The sequence below is a fragment of the Paraprevotella sp. genome, from assembly GCF_986071375.1.
In genome coordinates, this window is the sequence record NZ_CFQRNQ010000002.1 from 271,675 (window position 1) to 291,166 (window position 19,492).

A 19,492-nucleotide genomic window follows, 5' to 3' on the forward strand; every position below is an offset into this window, starting at 1 on the left:
AATAAATGCAAAGTGATTCCTGCCGGATTGTAACACAATCTTAACATGAATGACACACTCCTTACATTTCACGTCCGTAATTTTGCACCCAAAGAATTATCAACACATATTTTTAACTTATGGAAATTGTTTATTTCAGTTTTATCCTGTTTCTGTTCATGTTGGCCATTTTCGACTTGGTGGTCGGTGTGAGTAATGATGCCGTGAACTTCCTGAACTCGGCCATCGGGGCGAAGGTCGCACGCTTTCGCACCATCTTGATTATCGCGTCGATCGGTGTGTTTGTGGGTGCCACGTTGAGTAACGGCATGATGGACATTGCGCGGCATGGGATTTTCCAACCGCAGATGTTCAGTTTCAACGACTTGCTTTGTATTTTCTTGGCGGTCATGGTGACGGATGTGGTATTGTTGGATGTTTTCAACACGTTGGGCATGCCTACGTCTACTACCGTCTCTATGGTCTTTGAGTTGTTGGGCGGTACGTTCATCCTTTCGTTGTTGAAAATCGCCACGGACGAGACCGGGCTTTTGGGCTTTGACGATTTGTTGAATACGGACAAGGCGCTTTCTGTCATTTTGGGCATATTCCTTTCCGTGGCTGTAGCTTTTATCTTCGGAACGTTGGTGCAATGGTTGTCCCGTCTGATATTTACGTTTAACTATACTTCCAAGTTGAAATGGAAAATAGGGATTTTCGGGGGGATTGCCACCACGTGTATCCTTTATTTTGCGTTGCTGAAAGGATTGAAGGACAGTTCGTTCATGACTCCGGAATATAACGCATGGATAAAAGAAAACACAATGTATCTGGTGGGCGGGTGTTTCGTGGTAAGCACCATCTTGATGCAGGTGTTCCACTGGTGCAAAATCAATGTGTTCAAGATTGTTATTTTCATGGGTACTTTTGCCTTGGCTTTGGCTTTTGCCGGAAACGACTTGGTGAATTTCGTCGGTGTGCCGTTGGCTGCTTATTCGGCTTACCAGGATTTTGCCGCAAACGGTGCCGGGCAGGCCGATACCTTTATGATGGGTTCACTGAACGAAAGTGCCAAAACACCGTTTATTTTCCTGTTCCTTTCCGGTGTGGTGATGGTCTATGCTTTGGCCACGTCGAAGAAGGCACATAATGTGGTGAAGACCTCCGTGGATTTGTCGCGTCAGGACGAAGGTGAAGAGATGTTCGGTTCTTCACGCGTGGCACGCAGCATCGTGAGAGGGGCGAATAATGTGAACGACTTCTTTTCCAAATATACCCCAAAGCCTTTGGTGCGGTGGATTGATGCCCGCTTCAACAAAGACGAGGCGATTTTGGCCCAGGGGGCGGCATTCGACTTGGTACGTGCTTCTATCAACCTCGTGCTTTCCGGCCTGCTGATAGCGTTGGGAACATCGTTGAAACTTCCTCTTTCTACCACCTACGTGACTTTCATCGTGGCCATGGGGTCCTCTTTGGCGGACCGCGCATGGTCGCGCGAAAGCGCGGTGTTCCGCATCACGGGAGTGCTGAACGTCATCGGAGGATGGTTCCTCACGGCCGGTATCGCTTTCTCAGCCTGTGCATTGGTCACGATTGCCATGTATTATGGAGGTGCAGTGGTGATGGCCCTGTTTGTCTTCGTTGCCGTATTTATCCTGATTAAAAGCAACTTCTCAACCAAGCGGAAGGAAGAGGCCGATTACGAGGAGCAGCTCTTTAAGGGCATCATGAATGCAAAAGATAAGGCGGAGTGTTGGGGCTTGTTGAAAAAGCACGTTTGTGCCACCCAACAGGAAATGTTGGATTTCGTTTGGAAGACATATGAAGATGTGGTCAACGGGTTCGTGGACGAGGACCTGAAGACGTTGCGCCGTGCCGTGAAACGAATAGACGCGGAGAAATCACGTCGTAAAAAACTGCGCCAAAGGGAATTGGTAGGCATGCGCCGTATAGACAAGCGGATTTCTTTGGAAAAGAACACATGGTTCCACCTGGCTTCCAACAGCGGAGAGCAAATGCTTTATTGCCTGAAACGTATGTCCGAGCCTTGCAAGGAGCATGTGGACAATAATTTCAATCCGCTTTCGAGAGAGTGTGTAGAGGAGATTCTGCCAGTCAAGAAAAAGATAGTGGATTACCTGATGCGGAGCGAACGTATCGTGGAAGACCAGGACTATGAGCATATCGACGCATTGTTGGCCGAGGAAGAAGCTTACAAGCAAAAGCTTTCCGAGATGCGCCGGGCACAGGAAGACCGCATACAGATGGATTTGTCGCAAGGCCTGAAAGTGTCTTTGGTTTACCTGAACCTGTTGCAGGAGACGCAGGAATTGCTCAGTGACTTGAGGCATTATTTGCGCGCATTCAAACGTTTCCAACAATAACCTGTTCTTACAAGTTTCCTGACCGGATTTTTATTTATAAAATTCCGGTCAGAAGCTTTTCTTATTTATCATATTTATTCTATATTTGTCGTATCGCATTTTTAATGAATCGCGTATGGAACCCAAAAAGTCAATAGACGTCATTCCGCGTGACGTGAGTTGGATGTATTTTAACTACAGAATCCTTCAAGAAGCCCGGAACACATCGGTTCCCTTATTGGAACGCTTGGGGTTTATGGGGATATATAGCAACAATCTGGATGAGTTTTTCCGTGTCCGTATGGCTACGCTGAGGCGCATAGCCGAAAGTGACATGAAACAAATGAAAGCCCAGATTGAAGACGCCCGTCGTACTATCAAGGTCATCAATAAGTTGAATAACCGGTATAACAAAGAGTTTGAATACGTTGTCGGGCAGTTGACAAAGGAACTGGAAAAGAAGAAGATTCGTCTTGTCAATGAAAAACAGTTGAACGAAGCGCAGCAGTCTTTTATCCGGCAGTATTTCCGGAACAGTCTGGCCGGGTTTACCAATCCGATATGGCTGTCGCAGGCGGAGCGGTTGGCCAATGAATCCGACGATACTATTTATTTGGCCGTGAAACTGACCCGTTGGTATGACGAAGCTAAAAAGCCTAAGAAAGAATATGCGCTTATCAGGGTTCCGGTGGAAAAGTTCGGCCGTTTCCTTGAGCTTCCGGTGGAAGACGATACGCATTACATCATGTATATTGACGATGTGATACGGTATTGCCTGCCCATGATATTTGTCAGCGTAGATTATGAACATTTCGAGGCTTATTCTTTCAAGTTCACGAAGGATGCGGAAATGGAGTTGGACAATGAGTCGGATGCCGGGACGCTGCAACGGGTGCAACGTGCGGTGAAAAGCCGTAAGAACGGACAGCCCCTGAGGATTGTTTTCGATGCTTCCATGCCGAAGGATTTATACCGCAGAATCATGCTGAACTTGTCGCTCGACAAATTCGATACGACCTTGTCCGGCGGACGTTACCAGAACCATAAAGACCTGATGAAGTTTCCGGATTGCGGCCGTGGCGATTTGAAATATCCGGCATGGAAACCGTTGCTTCTGCCGGAGTTTGCCGGTGCACGAAGCATGTTGGACTTGATTCGTGAAGAAGACCGTTTCCTGCACGTGCCTTATCATTCTTTCGACCATTATATCCAGTTGCTGTGCGAGGCCGCAATTTCCCCACGTGTCAAGTCTATCAAAACCACTCTTTACCGTTTGGCTAAAGACAGCAAGGTGGTGGAAGCCCTGATTGCTGCGGCCAAGAACGGGAAAAAAGTGACGGTGGTAATTGAGTTGTTGGCGCGTTTCGACGAATCCAGCAATATAAAGTGGAGCAAACGTATGAAAGATGCGGGCATCAACGTCGTTTTTGGTGTAGAGGGGCTGAAGGTACATTCTAAACTGTTATGGGTGGAGATGAGCGGTGGCCGCGACATAGCTTGTGTAGGGACCGGGAACTTTCACGAAGGAAACGCCCGGATTTATACGGATTGCATGTTGATGACGGCCGCTCCTGCCATTGTAAAGGATGTGGCAAATGTGTTCCGTTTCATAGAAAAGCCTTTCCTTCCTGTGAAGTTCAAAGAACTGTTGGTTTCGCCGAATACCATGAAAAAGAATATTCTGGCTATGATACAGACGGAAATCAAAAATAAAAAGCAAGGAAAGGAAGCTTATATAAAGGTTAAAATCAACCATATCACGGATGAAGATGTCGTGAGGAAACTGTATGATGCGTCTACAGCCGGAGTGGAGGTCGATTTGCTCGTGAGAGGGAATTGTGCGTTAGTGACAGGAATACAAGGGAAAAGCGATCATATCCGTATTCACGGAATCATAGACCGTTATCTGGAACATAGCCGGATTCTCATTTTCTGCAACGGAGGGGACGAACGGTATTTTATAGGGAGTGCCGACTGGATGCCCCGTAATCTGGACCATCGGATAGAAGTGATGGCTCCGGTTTACAATCCGGTCGTTCGTGCCGAATTGAAACGGATTGTGGAATGGGGCATGATGGACAACCGGAAAGGGCGTATCGTAGACGGGACGGGGCATAATATGTTTTACGAGGGAACAGAGGGTGCGGAAGCATTCCGCTCACAGGAACGGTTATATGATTATTACGCCAAGCAAGTGGCGGAAAAGCAAAACGATAAAAGTAACGAATGACTATGATGGAAGGAATGAATTTTGCGGCTATCGACATCGGTACGAATGCCGCCCGGTTATTGATTAAGAACATCGATCATAATCCTTTGGGAGAAACAAAGTTCAGGAAAGTGTTGTTCATCCGTTATCCCTTGCGTCTGGGAATGGATGTGTTCTCGAAGGGTAAGATCGGGAAAGAGCGTGCCGAAATGATGATGCGCATGATCAAGGGGTTCAAGCAGATGATGCGTATGTACGATGTGGTGGATTATCGGGCGTGTGCTACGAGCGCCATGCGCGACGCTAAGAACGGCAAGGCCTTGATCAAGAAGATAGAAAAGAAGACGGGGATACGCATTGATTTAATAGAAGGAAAAGAAGAAGCCGGCATCCTGTATGGAAACCATATAGAGAAACTTCCCAATAAGGAAGGAACCTTCATGTACGTAGATGTGGGGGGAGGAAGTACGGAAATCACTTTGATACACCAAGGCCGGTTGGTGGGTTCCATGAGCTATAACATCGGTACGATCAGGTTGTTGAACCGTGCGGTAAAAGATGGGATTGTAGACGGGCTTAAAGCGGATATGGCGGGTATGTATGCCAATTACGGACCTATTAATATTATAGGTAGCGGGGGCAACATCAATAAATTGTTCCGTCTGGCGGATGAAAAGAGCAAGAAAGAACTTAAATTGCCGATTACGTCCTTACGTAGTTTGCATAACGACCTGCAACCGCTGTCGGTAGAAGAGCGTATGGATCGTTTCGGGCTGAAAGCGGACCGGGCGGACGTGATTGTCCCGGCGGCAGAAATATTCCTGATTATTGCCGATTGCATTCATTCGGACTACGTGTATGTACCTACCATAGGTTTGGCAGACGGTATCATCGGAGAACTTTATGCTAAGGCCACGCAGGACGAGAAAGAGCGTTTGAGTCGGAATCGTCTTTATCTGGATGCCGAGGCACAGGGACTCCTCAATGCAGAAACGGTGGAGTCCGATGAATGAAGTTTTCTTGTGGGGCTTGTGAATTTCTGTGAAAGAAAAAAAAGTCTATGATGAAAGAATCATAAAAAAGTTTTGTACTTTTGCCCTACAAATGAAGATTTTATGAGATTACTGCATATTTTGGGGCTTTTGACGCTGTCTGCACAGATTTATGCTGTCCCCGCCCGTTTTCATGTATTCCGTGCTCAAATGAGTGACGGTACGTTTCAGAATATCCGTTTTTGCGGTGACGAATATCGAAGTTATTATGTGAATGAGGAGGGGTTTTTGGTAGAAAAGGAGGAAACCGGGCGTTTTCGTGTAACTTCATTGCGGCTACGGGATAAAGAGAAAACAGCGATCGTACGTGCTATGAGGGCAAGCTCCCAGGATAGGGTGGCGATAAAGCCATCGGGAAGTCCTCGGATACCGGTTATACTGGTAAACTTCAGCGATGAAAAGCTCACGGTGGCGGAAACGGCAAAGAGAATAGCCGATTATTATGATAAGTATTGCAACGGGACGAGAGACGGCATCTTGTACACGGGGGCGGGCAGCAGAGGGGCTGTACGTGATTACTTTGCCCAACAAAGCGACAGTCTGTTTCTTCCGGAGTTTGAAGTGATCGGCCCGGTGACATTGGACAAGCCGATGGCTTATTATGGAGAAAATTCGCCATCGGGTGCCAAAGATATCCGTTTTTCAGAATTTTGCAGCGAGGCTTTGGAACAGGCCACGACTTTGGTTTCTGATTTTAAAACGCGATTCGATAATGATGGAAACGGCACTGTGGATTTAGCCTTTTTCATATATGCCGGTTTACCGGAATCGGATCCCGGAGTGACGGAAGACGCCATTTGGCCGAAAGAAATGATCCGCCCGATGACGATTAATGGGGTTACGGTGTCCGTGACAGCGTGTTGCAGTGAACTTTCAAAAGGTAGTTCGGGCAATCAGCCTTCGGGTATCGGTACGATGTGCCATGAAGTGTCTCATGCTTTAGGCTTGCCGGACGAATATGATACGAACTATACCGCATTGGGCATGTCATATTGGTCGTTGATGGATTCTGGCAATTATTGCGACAATGGTAAGACACCTTGTGGGTTGACTGCGTACGAACGCGACTTGTTGGGTTGGCGTCCGCTGACGGTATTGGAACGTAGTACTACGGTCAGATTACGTCCGTTGGAAGCGGGTGGGGCAGGCTATAAAGTCGTCAATGAGGCAAATCCGGATGAGTATTACGTCTTGGAGAACCGTCAGCACGTGGGTTGGGACAATGGATTGATGAAGTTGGGACATGGAATGTTGGTGGTGCATGTCGACTATGATGAGACGGCATGGAAGAACAATATGCTGAATACGAATGCCACACACCAACGTATGAGTTTCATTCCGGCCAATAACCGCTATGTAGGTCCGTACAATGCAGAAAGTTCGGCTGATTTGCTGAACGCATTGGGAGGACAACCTTATCCCGGAACGGAGGAAAATACAGCCCTGACAAATGAGACTACGCCGGCATCGCTTGTTTTCACAGGAACTCGGATGAACAAACCTATTACCCAAATCCGGGAGTTGGAGAACGGGGATATCGTATTGAAATACATGCCTAAGGGGCGGTTGGAGGCTCCGGTCGTGGAAACGGCTGTGGAGGTGGCTTCAAATAGCTTTAAATTCAGTTGGAGTCCTTCGGAGAACGCTACGTCTTATACGGTGAAAGTGTACGGAATTTCCGGTGATGAGCAGTGGACCGAGCATCCGGTATTCATTGCCGATTCTCTTAGTGAAACCTGTTGCACAGTCCGGTTGGACGATACCGGCTATCAGTCGTATGCCTATGGCGTTTCGGCATTGGACGATGAATACGAAGATTCGGAGTTTTCCGGTTACGGGTACGTCCAGTTGCCTGCGGATGCCGTACGGCAGGTGAATGCGGAAGATGGAGCCAGTGTAGAGGTCTATTCTCTGCACGGCGTGCTGCTTGCCCGTTCACGGGAGGAAATGCTTAACCTTAATCCGGGCATATACATCCTGCGTACGGAGGGTAAGGCCGTCAAGATTGTTGTTAAATGAAAACCGATAAAATAAAGCAAAATGAAAAAATTGAGTTTGAAATGGATTGTAGTTTGTTGCGGTCTGTTGTTTACTACGACTGCATCTGCGCAGTTGGGTAACTTGTTGAAGAATGTGTTGGGGGGTAATAAGGGGACGGAAACCCAACAAACCGAAACAGAAGAGAAGGGTAATGTCTTGGGATCTATATTCCAGAATCTGATTGGGACAGCCAAAGTGGAAAATTCGAGTTTGAAAGGAGACTGGACGTATGAAAGTCCGGCGGTAGTTTTCGAGTCTCAGAATTTCTTAAATAAGGCCGGTGGAAGCCTGATGGCAAATACTGCGGAGAAAACTTTGCAAAAGTATCTCGCGAAAATAGGGTTTGAGGAAGGCAAGGTTGATATTTCATTTGACGGGGATAGTACATACACCATGATGATTGGTTCACGAAATTCGACAGGAACTTACACCGTGCAGGAAAATGAAATTACATTGAAGCGCAAAGGAGTGCTGAGCCGTCCGGCCACTGCAAACCTTGCCTTGAAGGGCAATGAGATGCAAATCACTTTCAAAGCGGATAAATTACTTGAATTCTTGAAGAATATAACGACAATGACAGGTAATAGTACATTGAACATGATAGGTAATATTGCCAGTGGATACGATGGCATGCAATTGGGATTCCAGTTTAAAAAGAAGTAATCTGGTTTGCCAACCAAAACAGGAAGAGAAATTAAATAAAACTCTTCCTGTTTTTTGTAAGTACATTATTGGAGCTTGAATGTCAAGTTACGTGGTATTTTGACCAGTTTTTTGTTTACGACTTTTTTGATAACCGTTCCTCCTTGTTGTTCCAACGAGTATGTGGAATCATTTTCTACCGTCAGTTTGACTTCTTGGGTTTCCGAACCCAAATCATTGGACAGTCTGAATGTGGCGGTTTTCTCATTTTCAATCTTGGAAGAAGTAATCATCCATATACCGTACACGTTTCCGTTCATATATCCGTTCATGGGACCGAACATTTCCATTCCAGGTACATTGACACTTTCTTCATACAAGTCTAAATGAAGATAAATTTTGTTTTCACGGTCGTAAAGCGTGCATTTAAATGGTGAACGGGCTGTAGTGTGACCCACACACAAACCAACGAGACAAGTAACGATATATTTCTTCATCATACGTGTAACTTTTATTTAAAGGTAAGCCATGTTCGTCAGTATACCAAACGGTTTAATGTTTTTTTTGAATATACTCTTTCTTTCCCTTGTGTTTGCAAACAACTTTCTATGATTATAAAATATTTTTAATGAAATGTGTTTAATAACAGGTCATTTCCTTTTGGGATTACTGTAAATTTCGTACCTTTGCCTTTGTTTTATAAAAGGTTAGAAATGAGTAGAGAAGTGTATGTTCCTAATTTTATTTTTGAGTCGAGTTGGGAGGTTTGTAATAAGGTAGGCGGTATTTATACGGTATTATCCACTCGGGCAAAGACATTACAAGATAAATTAAGGGATCACATCATGTTTATCGGTCCGGATGTGTGGAGAGGAAAGGAAAATCCGCTTTTCGAAGAAGATGCAAGTTTGTTGAAATCTTGGAAAGATACGGCTGCAAGTGAAAATTTGCATGTACGTATTGGAAGATGGAATGTTCCGGGGCGCCCTGTTGCGGTTTTGGTGGATTTCCAACCTTATTTTGCTATGAAAAACGATATATATACCCGCTTATGGGAAGACTACGGAGTAGATTCGCTTCATGCTTATGGTGATTATGATGAAGCTTCGATGTTTTCCTATGCAGCCGGACTGGTGGTCGAAAGCTATTATAACCATGTTTTAAAGGGACAATGCGAACATGTCGTTTATCAGGCTCACGAGTGGATGACAGGCTTGGGTGCTTTGTATATTCAGAAGCATGTTCCAGAGGTTGCTACGATATTTACGACGCACGCTACGACTATCGGACGTTCCATAGCAGGAAACCATAAACCGCTTTATGAATATTTGTTCGCGTACAATGGAAATCAGATGGCACAGGAACTGAATGTGCAGTCTAAACATTCCATTGAGCGTGAAACAGCTCACCATGTGGACTGTTTTACCACTGTGAGCGAGGTGACGAATCGGGAGTGTGCGGAATTATTGGACAAACCGGCCGATGTGGTCTTGATGAATGGTTTTGAAAAGGATTTTGTCCCGTCGAAAGCTCTGTTTGCCCGTAAGCGCAGGGAGGCTCGTCGCAAGTTACGTGAAGTGGCAGGCGCACTGTTAGGTACGGAATTTGACGATGATGTGATGATTATTTCTACCAGCGGTCGGTATGAGTTCCGTAATAAAGGCATAGACCTGTATATGGAGGCCATGAATCGTTCTTTGCGGAATAAGGATTTAACCCGTAAAATACTGGCTTTTGTACAGGTTCCCGGGTGGGTGTGTTGCCCTCGTGAGGATTTGAAGGAAAGGCTTGATTCCAGAAAAGCCTGTGACACGCCGTTGCAATGGCCTTTACTGACTCATTGGCTACATGAGATGTCTCATGATCAGGTCATTGATTATATGAAACGATACAACATGTGGAATCAGCCGGAGGACAAGGTGAAGGTGATATTCGTTCCTTGTTATTTGGATGGGGCCGATGGCATCTTCAATATGCATTATTATGACCTGTTGATTGGAATGGATCTTACAGTCTATGCCTCTTATTATGAACCATGGGGATATACTCCGTTGGAAAGCGTGGCTTTCCATGTCCCTTGTGTCACGACGAACTTGTCCGGTTTCGGCTTGTGGGTGAACCAGTTGTTGGGAAAAGAAGGGGAGTTGGCTGATGGGGTACAAGTGGTTCGACGGACGGACTACAATTCGTCGGAAGTGGCGGATGCCATTAAGGATGCCATAACAGCTTACTCCGCTTTTACGCCTCATGAAGTGGAAAATATACGCCATAAAGCTGCCGACATATCGGAACATGCTTTGTGGAAGCATTTTATCCAATATTATTATCAAGCTTATGATTTAGCCTTGCATAAGGCGAAGCAGCGTAGGGGAAGATAAACATGAACGTTGTAATATATAATTTAAATTTGAGAGTCTATGAAAATTAAAGCAAGTTGTTCTAATGGAGCAAATTGGAAACAAGTAGATGTCAAGTCGAGGATTCCAAAAGAGTTGGATAAACTGGAAGAACTGGCTCGTAATATGTGGTGGGCGTGGAATCATGACGCCCGTGTGCTGTTCCGCAGTTTGGATGAAGACTTGTTTGACGAAGTAGGACAAAACCCGGTATTGCTACTGGAACGTCTCAGTTATGAGAAGATGGAAGAATTGTCGAAAGACAGTTCTGTGGTACGTAAAATGAACGACGTATATGCCGCTTTCCGTGAATACATGGACGTGGAGCCGGACAAGACACGTCCGTCTGTAGCCTATTTCTGTATGGAGTACGGTCTGAACCACGTGTTGAAGATATATTCCGGTGGCTTGGGGGTATTGGCCGGCGACTATCTGAAAGAGGCTTCCGATAGCAACGTAGACATGTGTGCGGTCGGTTTCCTTTATCGTTATGGCTATTTTACGCAGACTTTGTCCATGGATGGGCAGCAGATTGCAAATTACGAGGCACAGAATTTCGGCAGCCTGCCGATTGAGCGTCAACTGGATGCCGATGGCAATCCAATGATTGTTGAAGTACCTTATTTGAATTATAAGGTATATGCTTCCGTATGGAGAGTCAATGTGGGACGTATCAAATTGTATCTTTTGGATACCGACAACAACATGAATTCCGAGTTTGACCGTCCTATAACCCACGCTCTTTACGGTGGTGATTGGGAGAATCGTCTGAAACAGGAGATACTGTTGGGTATTGGTGGCGTGCTTACGTTGAAGAAGTTGGGTATTCATAAGGATATATACCATTGTAACGAAGGCCATGCTGCTTTGTGTAACATCCAACGTTTATTGGATTATGTACAGGAAGGACTTTCTTTCAATCAGGCACTGGAATTGGTTCGGGCCTCTTCTCTTTATACGGTGCACACTCCGGTTCCGGCCGGTCATGACTATTTCGACGAGGGATTGTTCAGCAAGTACATGAGCGGTTATGCACCGGTTTTGGGCATTTCGTGGGATGAACTGATTGGAATGGGACGCCAGAATCCCGATGACCATTCGGAACGTTTCTGCATGTCTACTTTTGCATGCAACACTTGTCAGGAAGTGAACGGCGTAAGTTGGCTCCATGGAAAAGTGTCTCAACAGATGTTTGCTAATATATGGAAAGGCTATTTCCCGGAAGAAAGCCATGTAGGTTACGTAACTAACGGTGTGCACTTCCCCACGTGGGCTTCGACATCGTGGCAAAGACTTTACCGGAAGCATTTCGACAAAGACTTCATGAAGGACCAAAGTAACGAAAGCATTTGGGAAGCTATTTTTGATGTCTCGGATGAGGAGATTTGGAAAACCCGTATGGAACTGAAGACGAAACTTATCCACTATATCCGTGAAAAGTTCCGTGACAGTTGGTTGAAGAATCAGGGAGATCCCTCACGTGTGATTTCTTTGATGGACAAAATCAATCCGAATGCATTGCTTATAGGTTTCGGACGTCGTTTTGCCACTTACAAGAGAGCGCATTTACTTTTCACTGACCTCGATCGTCTGGCTAAGATTGTGAATAATCCGCACTATCCTGTTCAATTCCTCTATACCGGTAAGGCTCATCCTGCCGATGGGGCGGGACAGGGATTGATTAAAAAGATTTATGAAATCTCGCAGCGGCCTGAATTCTTGGGTAAAATCATATTCTTGGAGAACTATGACATGCAGTTGGCGCGTCGTTTGGTAAGTGGTGTCGATATCTGGATGAACACTCCGACGCGTCCGTTGGAGGCCAGTGGAACATCGGGCGAAAAAGCTTTGATGAACGGTGTGCTGAATTTGTCTGTGCTCGACGGATGGTGGCTCGAAGGCTATCGTGAGGGTGCCGGATGGGCTTTGACAGAGAAACGTACGTATGACAATCAAGCCTATCAGGACCAGTTGGATGCGGCAACTATCTATAGCTTGTTGGAAAACGAGATTCTGCCATTGTACTATGCACGCAACAGCAAGGGATATTCTGCAGGATGGGTTAAGACCATCAAGAACTCGATAGCCCATATTGCTCCCCATTATACGATGAAACGGCAGTTGGACGATTATTATTCGAAGTTCTACAATAAAGAAGCTGCCCGCTTTAAGGCTTTGGCTGCCGACAACTATGCCAAGGCAAAGGAAATTGCTGCATGGAAAGAAACCGTGGCCTCTAAGTGGGATCAGATAGAAGTCGTATCGGCAGACAAGTGTGACGAATTGATAAACGGAACGATTGAAAGCGGGAAGGATTATACGATTCGTATCGTGATAGACGAAAAAGGACTGGATGATGCTATTGGAGTTGAACTGGTTACTTTGCATACGGATGCAGAAGGTAAAGATCATATCTATTCGGTAGAACCATTGGAAGTGGTGAAAAGAGAAGGAGACTTATATACCTTTGAAGTTGTTCATTCCATTAACAATGCCGGAAGCTTTAAGGTGGCTTATCGTATGTTCCCGAAAAATAAGGACCTGCCTCACCGTCAGGACTTCTGCTATGTGAAATGGTTTAATTGATAGGTATTTGTAAGAATTGAGAATCTTTATAAAGAAGAACTCCGAATGCAACATCGCATTCGGAGTTCTTCTTTATAAAGATGTATGTGAATTTAATTACTCCAAATACTGTTTGACTGTGTTTTCAAGTTCTTCACCTCTGAGTTGTTGGCCTATGATAGTACCGTTGCTATCTATCAGAATCGTGTAGGGGATAGACGTTACGCCATACTTTTGTGTCATGATATTGTCCCAGGAACGGAGTTCCGAAGCTTGGGGCCAAGTCATGTGCATTGTCTTTACAGCATTTTTCCATGCGGTTTCATCCTCATCGAATGAGATACCTACGATTTCGAGTCCCTTCTTGTGGTATTTCTCATACAGCGACACTACGTTCGGCATTTCTGCACGACAGGGGCCGCACCAACTGGCCCAACAATCTACCAAGGTCAGTTTGTTGTTCCGGATGATGTCTGAGAGTTTGAGCTTGCCTCCGTCCATGGACGGTATGGTGATGTCTATAAAGGATTGTCCGTTTGACGTCATATTATTTCTTTCAGCATCTTCTTCAATATATTTCAGTGCATTACTGTTTTTATAGTGTGGTGACACTTTCTGCGAAAGTTCAAGCACCTCTTGAGGGGTGAACATATTATAACAGGAAAGGAAGAGGAAATATCCGACCGGTTTATCTATGTATTTCTTCACGCTTTCAGTCACGAACCGGTTGGATTGCTGCTCCAAAGCCACGAGTTCCTGTTCCGTTTTCTCATCCGGACTGTATTCTGCCGTATCCGACGGAGCCTGTCGTGCATAAATATTGCTCATCCGCTCGTGAAGGGCATAAATGGAATCTGTAATTTCTTGGTAGATGTCGTTGTTTTCTGTTCCCGATACTCTGCCTTCCGGACCGATATTCAACTGAATGTTTCCCTTTTCCATAAAGAAAATATTGCTGTATACTTCATTGCTTTCTTGGTCATAAAAGAAGAAACTGGCAATGATAGTGGAATCGCATTTTTCCTGGAGGGTGAATTTCCCCTGATGCAATATAATCGTATCGGTCGGGGCGAAGTTGCCGTCGGACATTCGTGCCAGATACAGCGTATCGCCGTCCTTGGCGTTTTCCACTGTTCCCTCTATTTTACAGTTCTGCGACGAGCAAGAGGCGAAAAGACCTATGAGGCCTGATATGAACAGATTTTTTGTTTTCATAAGTTTGGGAGTGTTAGAAAAAGGCCGCACGGAATTCCTGGTTTTGAAATTTGTGACGGCCTTCTTGTGAAATATTGTATTTATTAATAAATACGAGTTAAATCAGATATTGCGAACTGATGGATTCGTTATTCTCCACCCGTCTGATGGTTTCAGCCAGAATGTCAGCAATGCTGATTTGCTTGACTTTGGCACATCGGCTAGAATAAGGGATACTGTCGGTGAAGACCAGTTCCTCAAGGGCAGAGTCTTGTACACGTTCCGAAGCCGGTCCCGACATGATACAGTGGGTGGCTACGGCACGCACGGAGGCAGCTCCCTTTTCTTTCATCAGATTAGCAGCTTTGGTAATGGTTCCGGCTGTGTCTACCATGTCGTCCACCAAAATAACGTCAGCACCCTTTATTTCGCCGATGATTTGAATGTCGGCCACTTCATTGGGTTTGCTTCTTGTTTTGTTGCACAGCACCAACGGGCATTCAAGGTATTTGGAATAGGTGCTCGCACGTTTCGAACCGCCTACATCAGGAGCCGCAATGACGATGTTCTTGAGGTTTAAGGATTTGATGTAAGGCAACAATACACTCGAAGCATACAGATGGTCTACAGGCACATCGAAGAATCCCTGTTCCTGATCGGCATGCAAGTCCATCGTAATCAGCCGGTTTATTCCGGCCACACTCAGCATGTCCGCCACGAGCTTCGCACCGATGGACACACGGGGTTTGTCCTTACGGTCCTGCCGTGCCCAACCGAAGTAGGGGATGACGGCAATGATGCTTTTAGCCGAAGCACGTTTGGCCGCATCGATCATCAGCAGGAGTTCCATTAAATTGTCTGAGTTCGGAAACGTAGACTGTACCAGGAATACGTCGCGTCCACGGATAGACTCTTCGTATGACACGGAAAACTCTCCGTCGGCAAAGTGGGTAATCACCAATTTGCCGAGCGGGCATCCTAAACTGGAACAGATCTTTTCTGCCAGATACTTGGATTTGGTTCCCGAAAAAACCATAAATGAATTATTTGCACTCATCTCTCTATAACGTATTAATTTTAGAAGTAGCTTGTCTTGTCAGTCGGCTGCTTTGCGCAGCTTACGGAAATGGTTGATTAATTCTTTGTAATCCAGTGTAGAATGGATATTGAAACGATTCCACAAATCGCCTAATACTACAACTCCCCCGAATCCGAAATCCTTTGCCACTGCCATGTTTTCCGTCGTGATTCCTCCTAATGCCATTACTCTCTTGTCTATGATACCGTGGGCAGAAGCCTGTTTCAGCACTTCCATGTCAAAAGCCGATGTGTAATTGGATTTGGATATACTGTCGAAAATGGGGCTGAGAAACACATAATTGAAGTTTTTCTTTTCCGCTTTCAACTCGTCTATATGATGGAAAGATTTGCTGATATGTCCTTTGTAGCCTACCGGAGGCTCCGGATTCCTTCCGTTCAGGTGTATGCCTCGTAAGTTGAATTCTTCTTTCAGATAAAAATGGTCGTGTACGACAATTTGATTATGATGACTTTCCGGCAATAATGTGAGCAGGCGTTCCGAATAAACCGGCTCCGTGTCCGGTTTCCGTAAATGAAGGAGGTCCAAACCTTCTTCAAACAGGGCTGTGAGTATTTTATCTTCCTCCACAAAAAAGTCCGGAGGCGTCAATAATATCAATTTCATTGGTACAATGTCGCTATTTGTATTGCAAAGTTAACAAAAAAACAATAGCCATACGTATGCCTGGCCTTTATTTCTTTTATTTTTCATTCAAAAACCATTCGTTTTACAAAAGCGAATCCATAAGTCCGAAAAAAGGCCGTTTGCCAGTGTTTTCACTTGACAAACGGTCCGTCTTTTATTCTTCTCCTTTCAGGTTTTGTTATTCTTCATGCAAACGTGCTTCCTCTTCCGGGTCGAACTCGCAGTTCTTCAGGTTTTGGCTGATACGCATGGCGCAGAAGTTGGGACCGCACATCGTGCAGTATTTCCCGTTGAAATGGTTTCCGGCCTTGTAGTATTCCAAAGCCCGGTCGGGGTCGAGTCCCAAGTTGAACTGGTCTTTCCAACGGAATTCGTAACGGGCTTTGCTCAAGGCATTGTCCCGAACCGTGGCACCCGGATGGCCTTTGGCGATATCGGCGGCGTGTGCGGCAATCTTATAGGTGACCACGCCCGTACGCACGTCTTCTTTATTAGGAAGGCCGAGATGTTCTTTCGGAGTGACGTAGCACAACATGGCCGTACCGTACCATCCGATTTGTGCCGCCCCGATGGCACTGGTGATATGGTCGTAGCCCGGAGCCACGTCGGTCACCAACGGGCCGAGCGTATAGAACGGTGCTCCGTGGCATTTTTCGATTTGCCGGTCCATGTTTTCACGGATTTTATGCATCGGCACGTGTCCCGGTCCTTCGATAAACGCCTGTACGTTTTTCGCCCATGCCCGTTGTACCAGTTCGCCCATGGTATCCAGTTCGGCAAACTGTGCCCGGTCGTTGGCATCGAATATCGCTCCGGGACGCAATCCGTCACCTAACGATACGGCCACATCGTATTGCGCCAGGATGTCGCAGATGTCGTCGAAGTGTTCATAAAGGAAACTCTCTTTCTGGTGATAAGAGCACCATTGCGAAATGATGCTTCCGCCCCGGCTCACCATGCCGCATAGCCGTTCATGGGCATAGTGCACGTTTTTCAGCCGGATGCCGCAATGTATGGTGAAGTAGTCCACGCCTTGTTCGCATTGTTCGATAAGTGTGTCGCGGAACAGTTCCCAGGTCAGGTTCTCGGCCTTTCCCTTCACTTTTTCCATCGCCTGATACATCGGTACGGTGCCGACCGGTACAGGACAGTTGCGTACGATCCATTCGCGCGTCTCATGGATATTATCGCCCGTAGAGAGGTCCATCAACGTGTCGCCTCCCCATTTGCAGCTCCATAGGCATTTGTCCACTTCCTCTTCAATGCCGGAAGTCGTGGCCGAATTGCCGATATTCGTATTGATTTTCACCAAGAAGTTACGTCCGATAATCATCGGTTCCGCTTCCGGATGGTTGATATTGGCCGGCAATACGGCGCGTCCGGCTGCAATTTCGTCGCGTACGAATTCGGGCGTGATGTAAGTGTCTATCCCCAGTTCCACGCAGTTCATGTTTTCCCGGATGGCTACATATTCCATTTCCGGTGTGATGATGCCCTGTTTGGCATAATACATCTGGGACACCTGCCGTCCGGCCTTGGCACGATAAGGCCGTTGGATGTGCGAGAAACGCAAGTGGTCCAAACTTTTGTCCTCCTGGCGCATCCGTCCGTATTCGGATGTCAGTCCGTCAAGCTGTTCCACATCGCCCCGTTGTAAAATCCATGATTCCCGCATACGGGGCAACCCTTGTTTGAGGTCTATCTTCACGTTCGGGTCGCTATATGGGCCACTGGTATCATATACATATATCGGAGCGTTTTCCTTGACTGTCCGTTTCCCGTCTTCCACGGTGACGGTCGGGGTCAGCAATACCTTGCGCATCCCTACCTTGATTTCCGGATGCAGTTTGCCCGTCATATAAACTTTCTCCGAACTCGGATAAGTGATTTTGATTTTATCGTCCATATATTTGTTGTTTTATGATTGTTGTACGTTCAATATTCTCAGGATATTCCGGGTTTCTTCTGTGGGACTTCCGGCTCTCAGGATCGTGCCGCTCAGGGCGATGCCGTCCACTCCCGTTTCCATCAACGCCGGGATGTCTTCTTTTGTAATTCCGCCGATGGCAATCAGTGGCAGCGAAATGCCTTTCTTTTTCATGCCGTCCAAGATCCGGCGATACCCTTCCAAGCCGAGGGTCGGGGCGAGCTTTTCTTTCGTTGTGGTAAAACGGAACGGGCCGCAACCGATGTAATCCGCTCCCCGCGCGGCATGCAACATCACGTCTTCCAATGTGTTGGCCGTTCCGCCGATGATGCGGCCTTGTCCCAGAAGCCTGCGGGCTTCGTCGATGGGCATGTCGCTTTTCCCGAGATGGACACCGTCGGCATGTAAGACGTCCACCCATTCCACATGGTCGTCTAAGATGAAGATGGCACCATACCGGCGGCACAGAGCTTCCACTTTCGCGCCCGTCCGCATCCATTCCTCGGGCGATGCGTCCTTCATCCGGAGTTGAATCCAACGGCAACCGCCTTCCAGTGCCAGGCGTGCGGCATCGGCGTAACCGTACTGTTCCGTGTAATGTGTGATAAATTGTAAGTTCTGCATATATACCCTTTCTCTTAAATAAAGGTTACGACAAAAAGGGAGAGAAGAATATGCTGTGATATATGTCTCTTGTCAGGCACAATCCCTTCGGCAGCATTACCTGCATCAGGTTCACAGGGTATAATCTCAGCCGCCCAACCAGGCAAGCACCCCTTTGTAATAGCAAAGATACGCATAATAATTAATATGAGAAGATGAAAAAAGATTTTTATTGGGAATATGAGATAAATCGAGATTTTCCGTGTCTGGCATTTTTCAGCACAAGTTGGTTGACTGAAATGTCCCATGCGAACTATTTTCCTGTTTTCATTGAATAAAGTAGGGTGCAGACGAAAAAGCGGTTGTCCTCACAATCATAGGACAACCGCTTGAGGTTGACAAACGTTTGCAGTCGAACAAAAAGTTTAGCGCAAAATATTCAGTATATCCTCTATTGTAAGTCCGGTGGCTCGTGAGATGTCTTCTGTTGGGAAGCCCATGGATTTTAGATTACGTGCAGTTGCCAGAATAGCTTCGGCTCTACCTTCGGCCAATCCTTTGGCACGTCCTTCTGCTATCCCTTCAGCTCTTCCTTCAGCTCTTCCTTCAGCTCTACCTTCAGCTCTACCTTCGGCTCTTCCTTCGGTCAGTCCTTCCAGTTTGGCTGTGCTCAACACGTCATTCTGTATCATAATGGCATTGAGATGTTCGTCATAGGCGTACCGTTCACCGGGCGTCATGCTGTAGTACTTCAGTTTCTCCCGTGCTTCGCTCAACCCCGGAGTTTTCGTATCCG

The 19,492-nt window shown here is 46.4% G+C and carries 13 protein-coding genes, 1 pseudogene and 1 riboswitch; of the genes and pseudogenes, 7 read left to right on the top strand and 7 right to left on the bottom strand.

Translation table 11 applies throughout. The annotated features are described in order from the left end of the window. Positions 1-119 precede the first annotated feature (119 nt). The 5 genes from AC5RDV_RS02275 to AC5RDV_RS02295 all read left to right on the top strand — a co-directional run bounded on the left by AC5RDV_RS02275 (position 120) and on the right by AC5RDV_RS02295 (position 8,306). Positions 120-2,363 (top strand): inorganic phosphate transporter, encoded by a 2,244-nt coding sequence (locus tag AC5RDV_RS02275; RefSeq protein ID WP_008623926.1) that lies wholly within the window; start codon positions 120-122, stop codon positions 2,361-2,363. 115 nt (positions 2,364-2,478) lie between these two features. After that, positions 2,479-4,572: an RNA degradosome polyphosphate kinase gene (locus AC5RDV_RS02280; RefSeq protein ID WP_282747696.1), complete on the top strand. Its 2,094-nt coding sequence runs from the start codon at positions 2,479-2,481 to the stop codon at positions 4,570-4,572. After that, positions 4,569-5,564, top strand: a complete 996-nt coding sequence (locus AC5RDV_RS02285) for a Ppx/GppA phosphatase family protein (RefSeq protein ID WP_130892809.1) — start codon at positions 4,569-4,571, stop codon at positions 5,562-5,564. The genes AC5RDV_RS02280 and AC5RDV_RS02285 overlap by 4 nt, the downstream gene beginning before the upstream one ends. Positions 5,565-5,666: 102 nt before the next feature. Then, positions 5,667-7,622, top strand: a complete 1,956-nt coding sequence (locus AC5RDV_RS02290; RefSeq protein ID WP_282747697.1) for a M6 family metalloprotease domain-containing protein — start codon at positions 5,667-5,669, stop codon at positions 7,620-7,622. A 21-nt stretch (positions 7,623-7,643) separates the two neighbouring features. Next, the gene (locus AC5RDV_RS02295; RefSeq protein ID WP_282747698.1) at positions 7,644-8,306 is read left to right on the top strand and encodes a DUF4923 family protein; all 663 of its coding nucleotides are present in this window, start codon (positions 7,644-7,646) and stop codon (positions 8,304-8,306) included. A gap of 65 nt (positions 8,307-8,371) precedes the next feature. On the opposite strand, the gene AC5RDV_RS02300 is transcribed toward AC5RDV_RS02295, so the two are convergent. Next, positions 8,372-8,785 (bottom strand): hypothetical protein, encoded by a 414-nt coding sequence (locus tag AC5RDV_RS02300; protein ID WP_276787273.1) that lies wholly within the window; start codon positions 8,783-8,785, stop codon positions 8,372-8,374. A gap of 213 nt (positions 8,786-8,998) precedes the next feature. Between AC5RDV_RS02300 and AC5RDV_RS02305 the strand changes: the two genes are divergently transcribed. Both AC5RDV_RS02305 and glgP read left to right on the top strand, forming a co-directional pair. Beyond that, complete coding sequence (locus AC5RDV_RS02305; protein ID WP_282747699.1) at positions 8,999-10,663, top strand: glycogen/starch synthase; 1,665 nt, start codon at positions 8,999-9,001, stop codon at positions 10,661-10,663. Between the two features lie 39 nt (positions 10,664-10,702). Further along, positions 10,703-13,267 carry an alpha-glucan family phosphorylase gene (gene glgP / locus AC5RDV_RS02310; RefSeq protein ID WP_130892814.1) on the top strand — a complete coding sequence of 855 codons (2,565 nt, stop codon included), beginning with the start codon at positions 10,703-10,705 and terminating at the stop codon, positions 13,265-13,267. Positions 13,268-13,363: 96 nt separating this feature from the next. Here glgP and AC5RDV_RS02315 read toward each other — a convergent pair whose 3' ends face one another. The 6 genes and pseudogenes from AC5RDV_RS02315 to AC5RDV_RS02340 all read right to left on the bottom strand — a co-directional run. After that, complete coding sequence (locus AC5RDV_RS02315) at positions 13,364-14,461, bottom strand: TlpA disulfide reductase family protein (RefSeq protein ID WP_130892815.1); 1,098 nt, start codon at positions 14,459-14,461, stop codon at positions 13,364-13,366. 97 nt (positions 14,462-14,558) lie between these two features. Further along, positions 14,559-15,497 carry a ribose-phosphate pyrophosphokinase gene (locus AC5RDV_RS02320; RefSeq protein ID WP_009390657.1) on the bottom strand — a complete coding sequence of 313 codons (939 nt, stop codon included), beginning with the start codon at positions 15,495-15,497 and terminating at the stop codon, positions 14,559-14,561. Between the two features lie 39 nt (positions 15,498-15,536). Beyond that, complete coding sequence (locus tag AC5RDV_RS02325) at positions 15,537-16,145, bottom strand: thiamine phosphate synthase (RefSeq protein ID WP_008623916.1); 609 nt, start codon at positions 16,143-16,145, stop codon at positions 15,537-15,539. 199 nt (positions 16,146-16,344) lie between these two features. Further along, positions 16,345-18,072 (bottom strand): phosphomethylpyrimidine synthase ThiC, encoded by a 1,728-nt coding sequence (gene thiC, locus AC5RDV_RS02330; RefSeq protein WP_282747700.1) that lies wholly within the window; start codon positions 18,070-18,072, stop codon positions 16,345-16,347. A gap of 12 nt (positions 18,073-18,084) precedes the next feature. After that, on the bottom strand, positions 18,085-18,717 hold the full coding sequence (locus tag AC5RDV_RS02335; RefSeq protein ID WP_282747701.1) for a thiamine phosphate synthase: 633 nt from the start codon (positions 18,715-18,717) through the stop codon (positions 18,085-18,087). Positions 18,718-18,782: 65 nt separating this feature from the next. Further along, a riboswitch (TPP riboswitch) is annotated at positions 18,783-18,881 on the bottom strand. Between the two features lie 240 nt (positions 18,882-19,121). Next, positions 19,122-19,492: pseudogene (locus AC5RDV_RS02340) on the bottom strand (hypothetical protein); the annotation flags it as partial.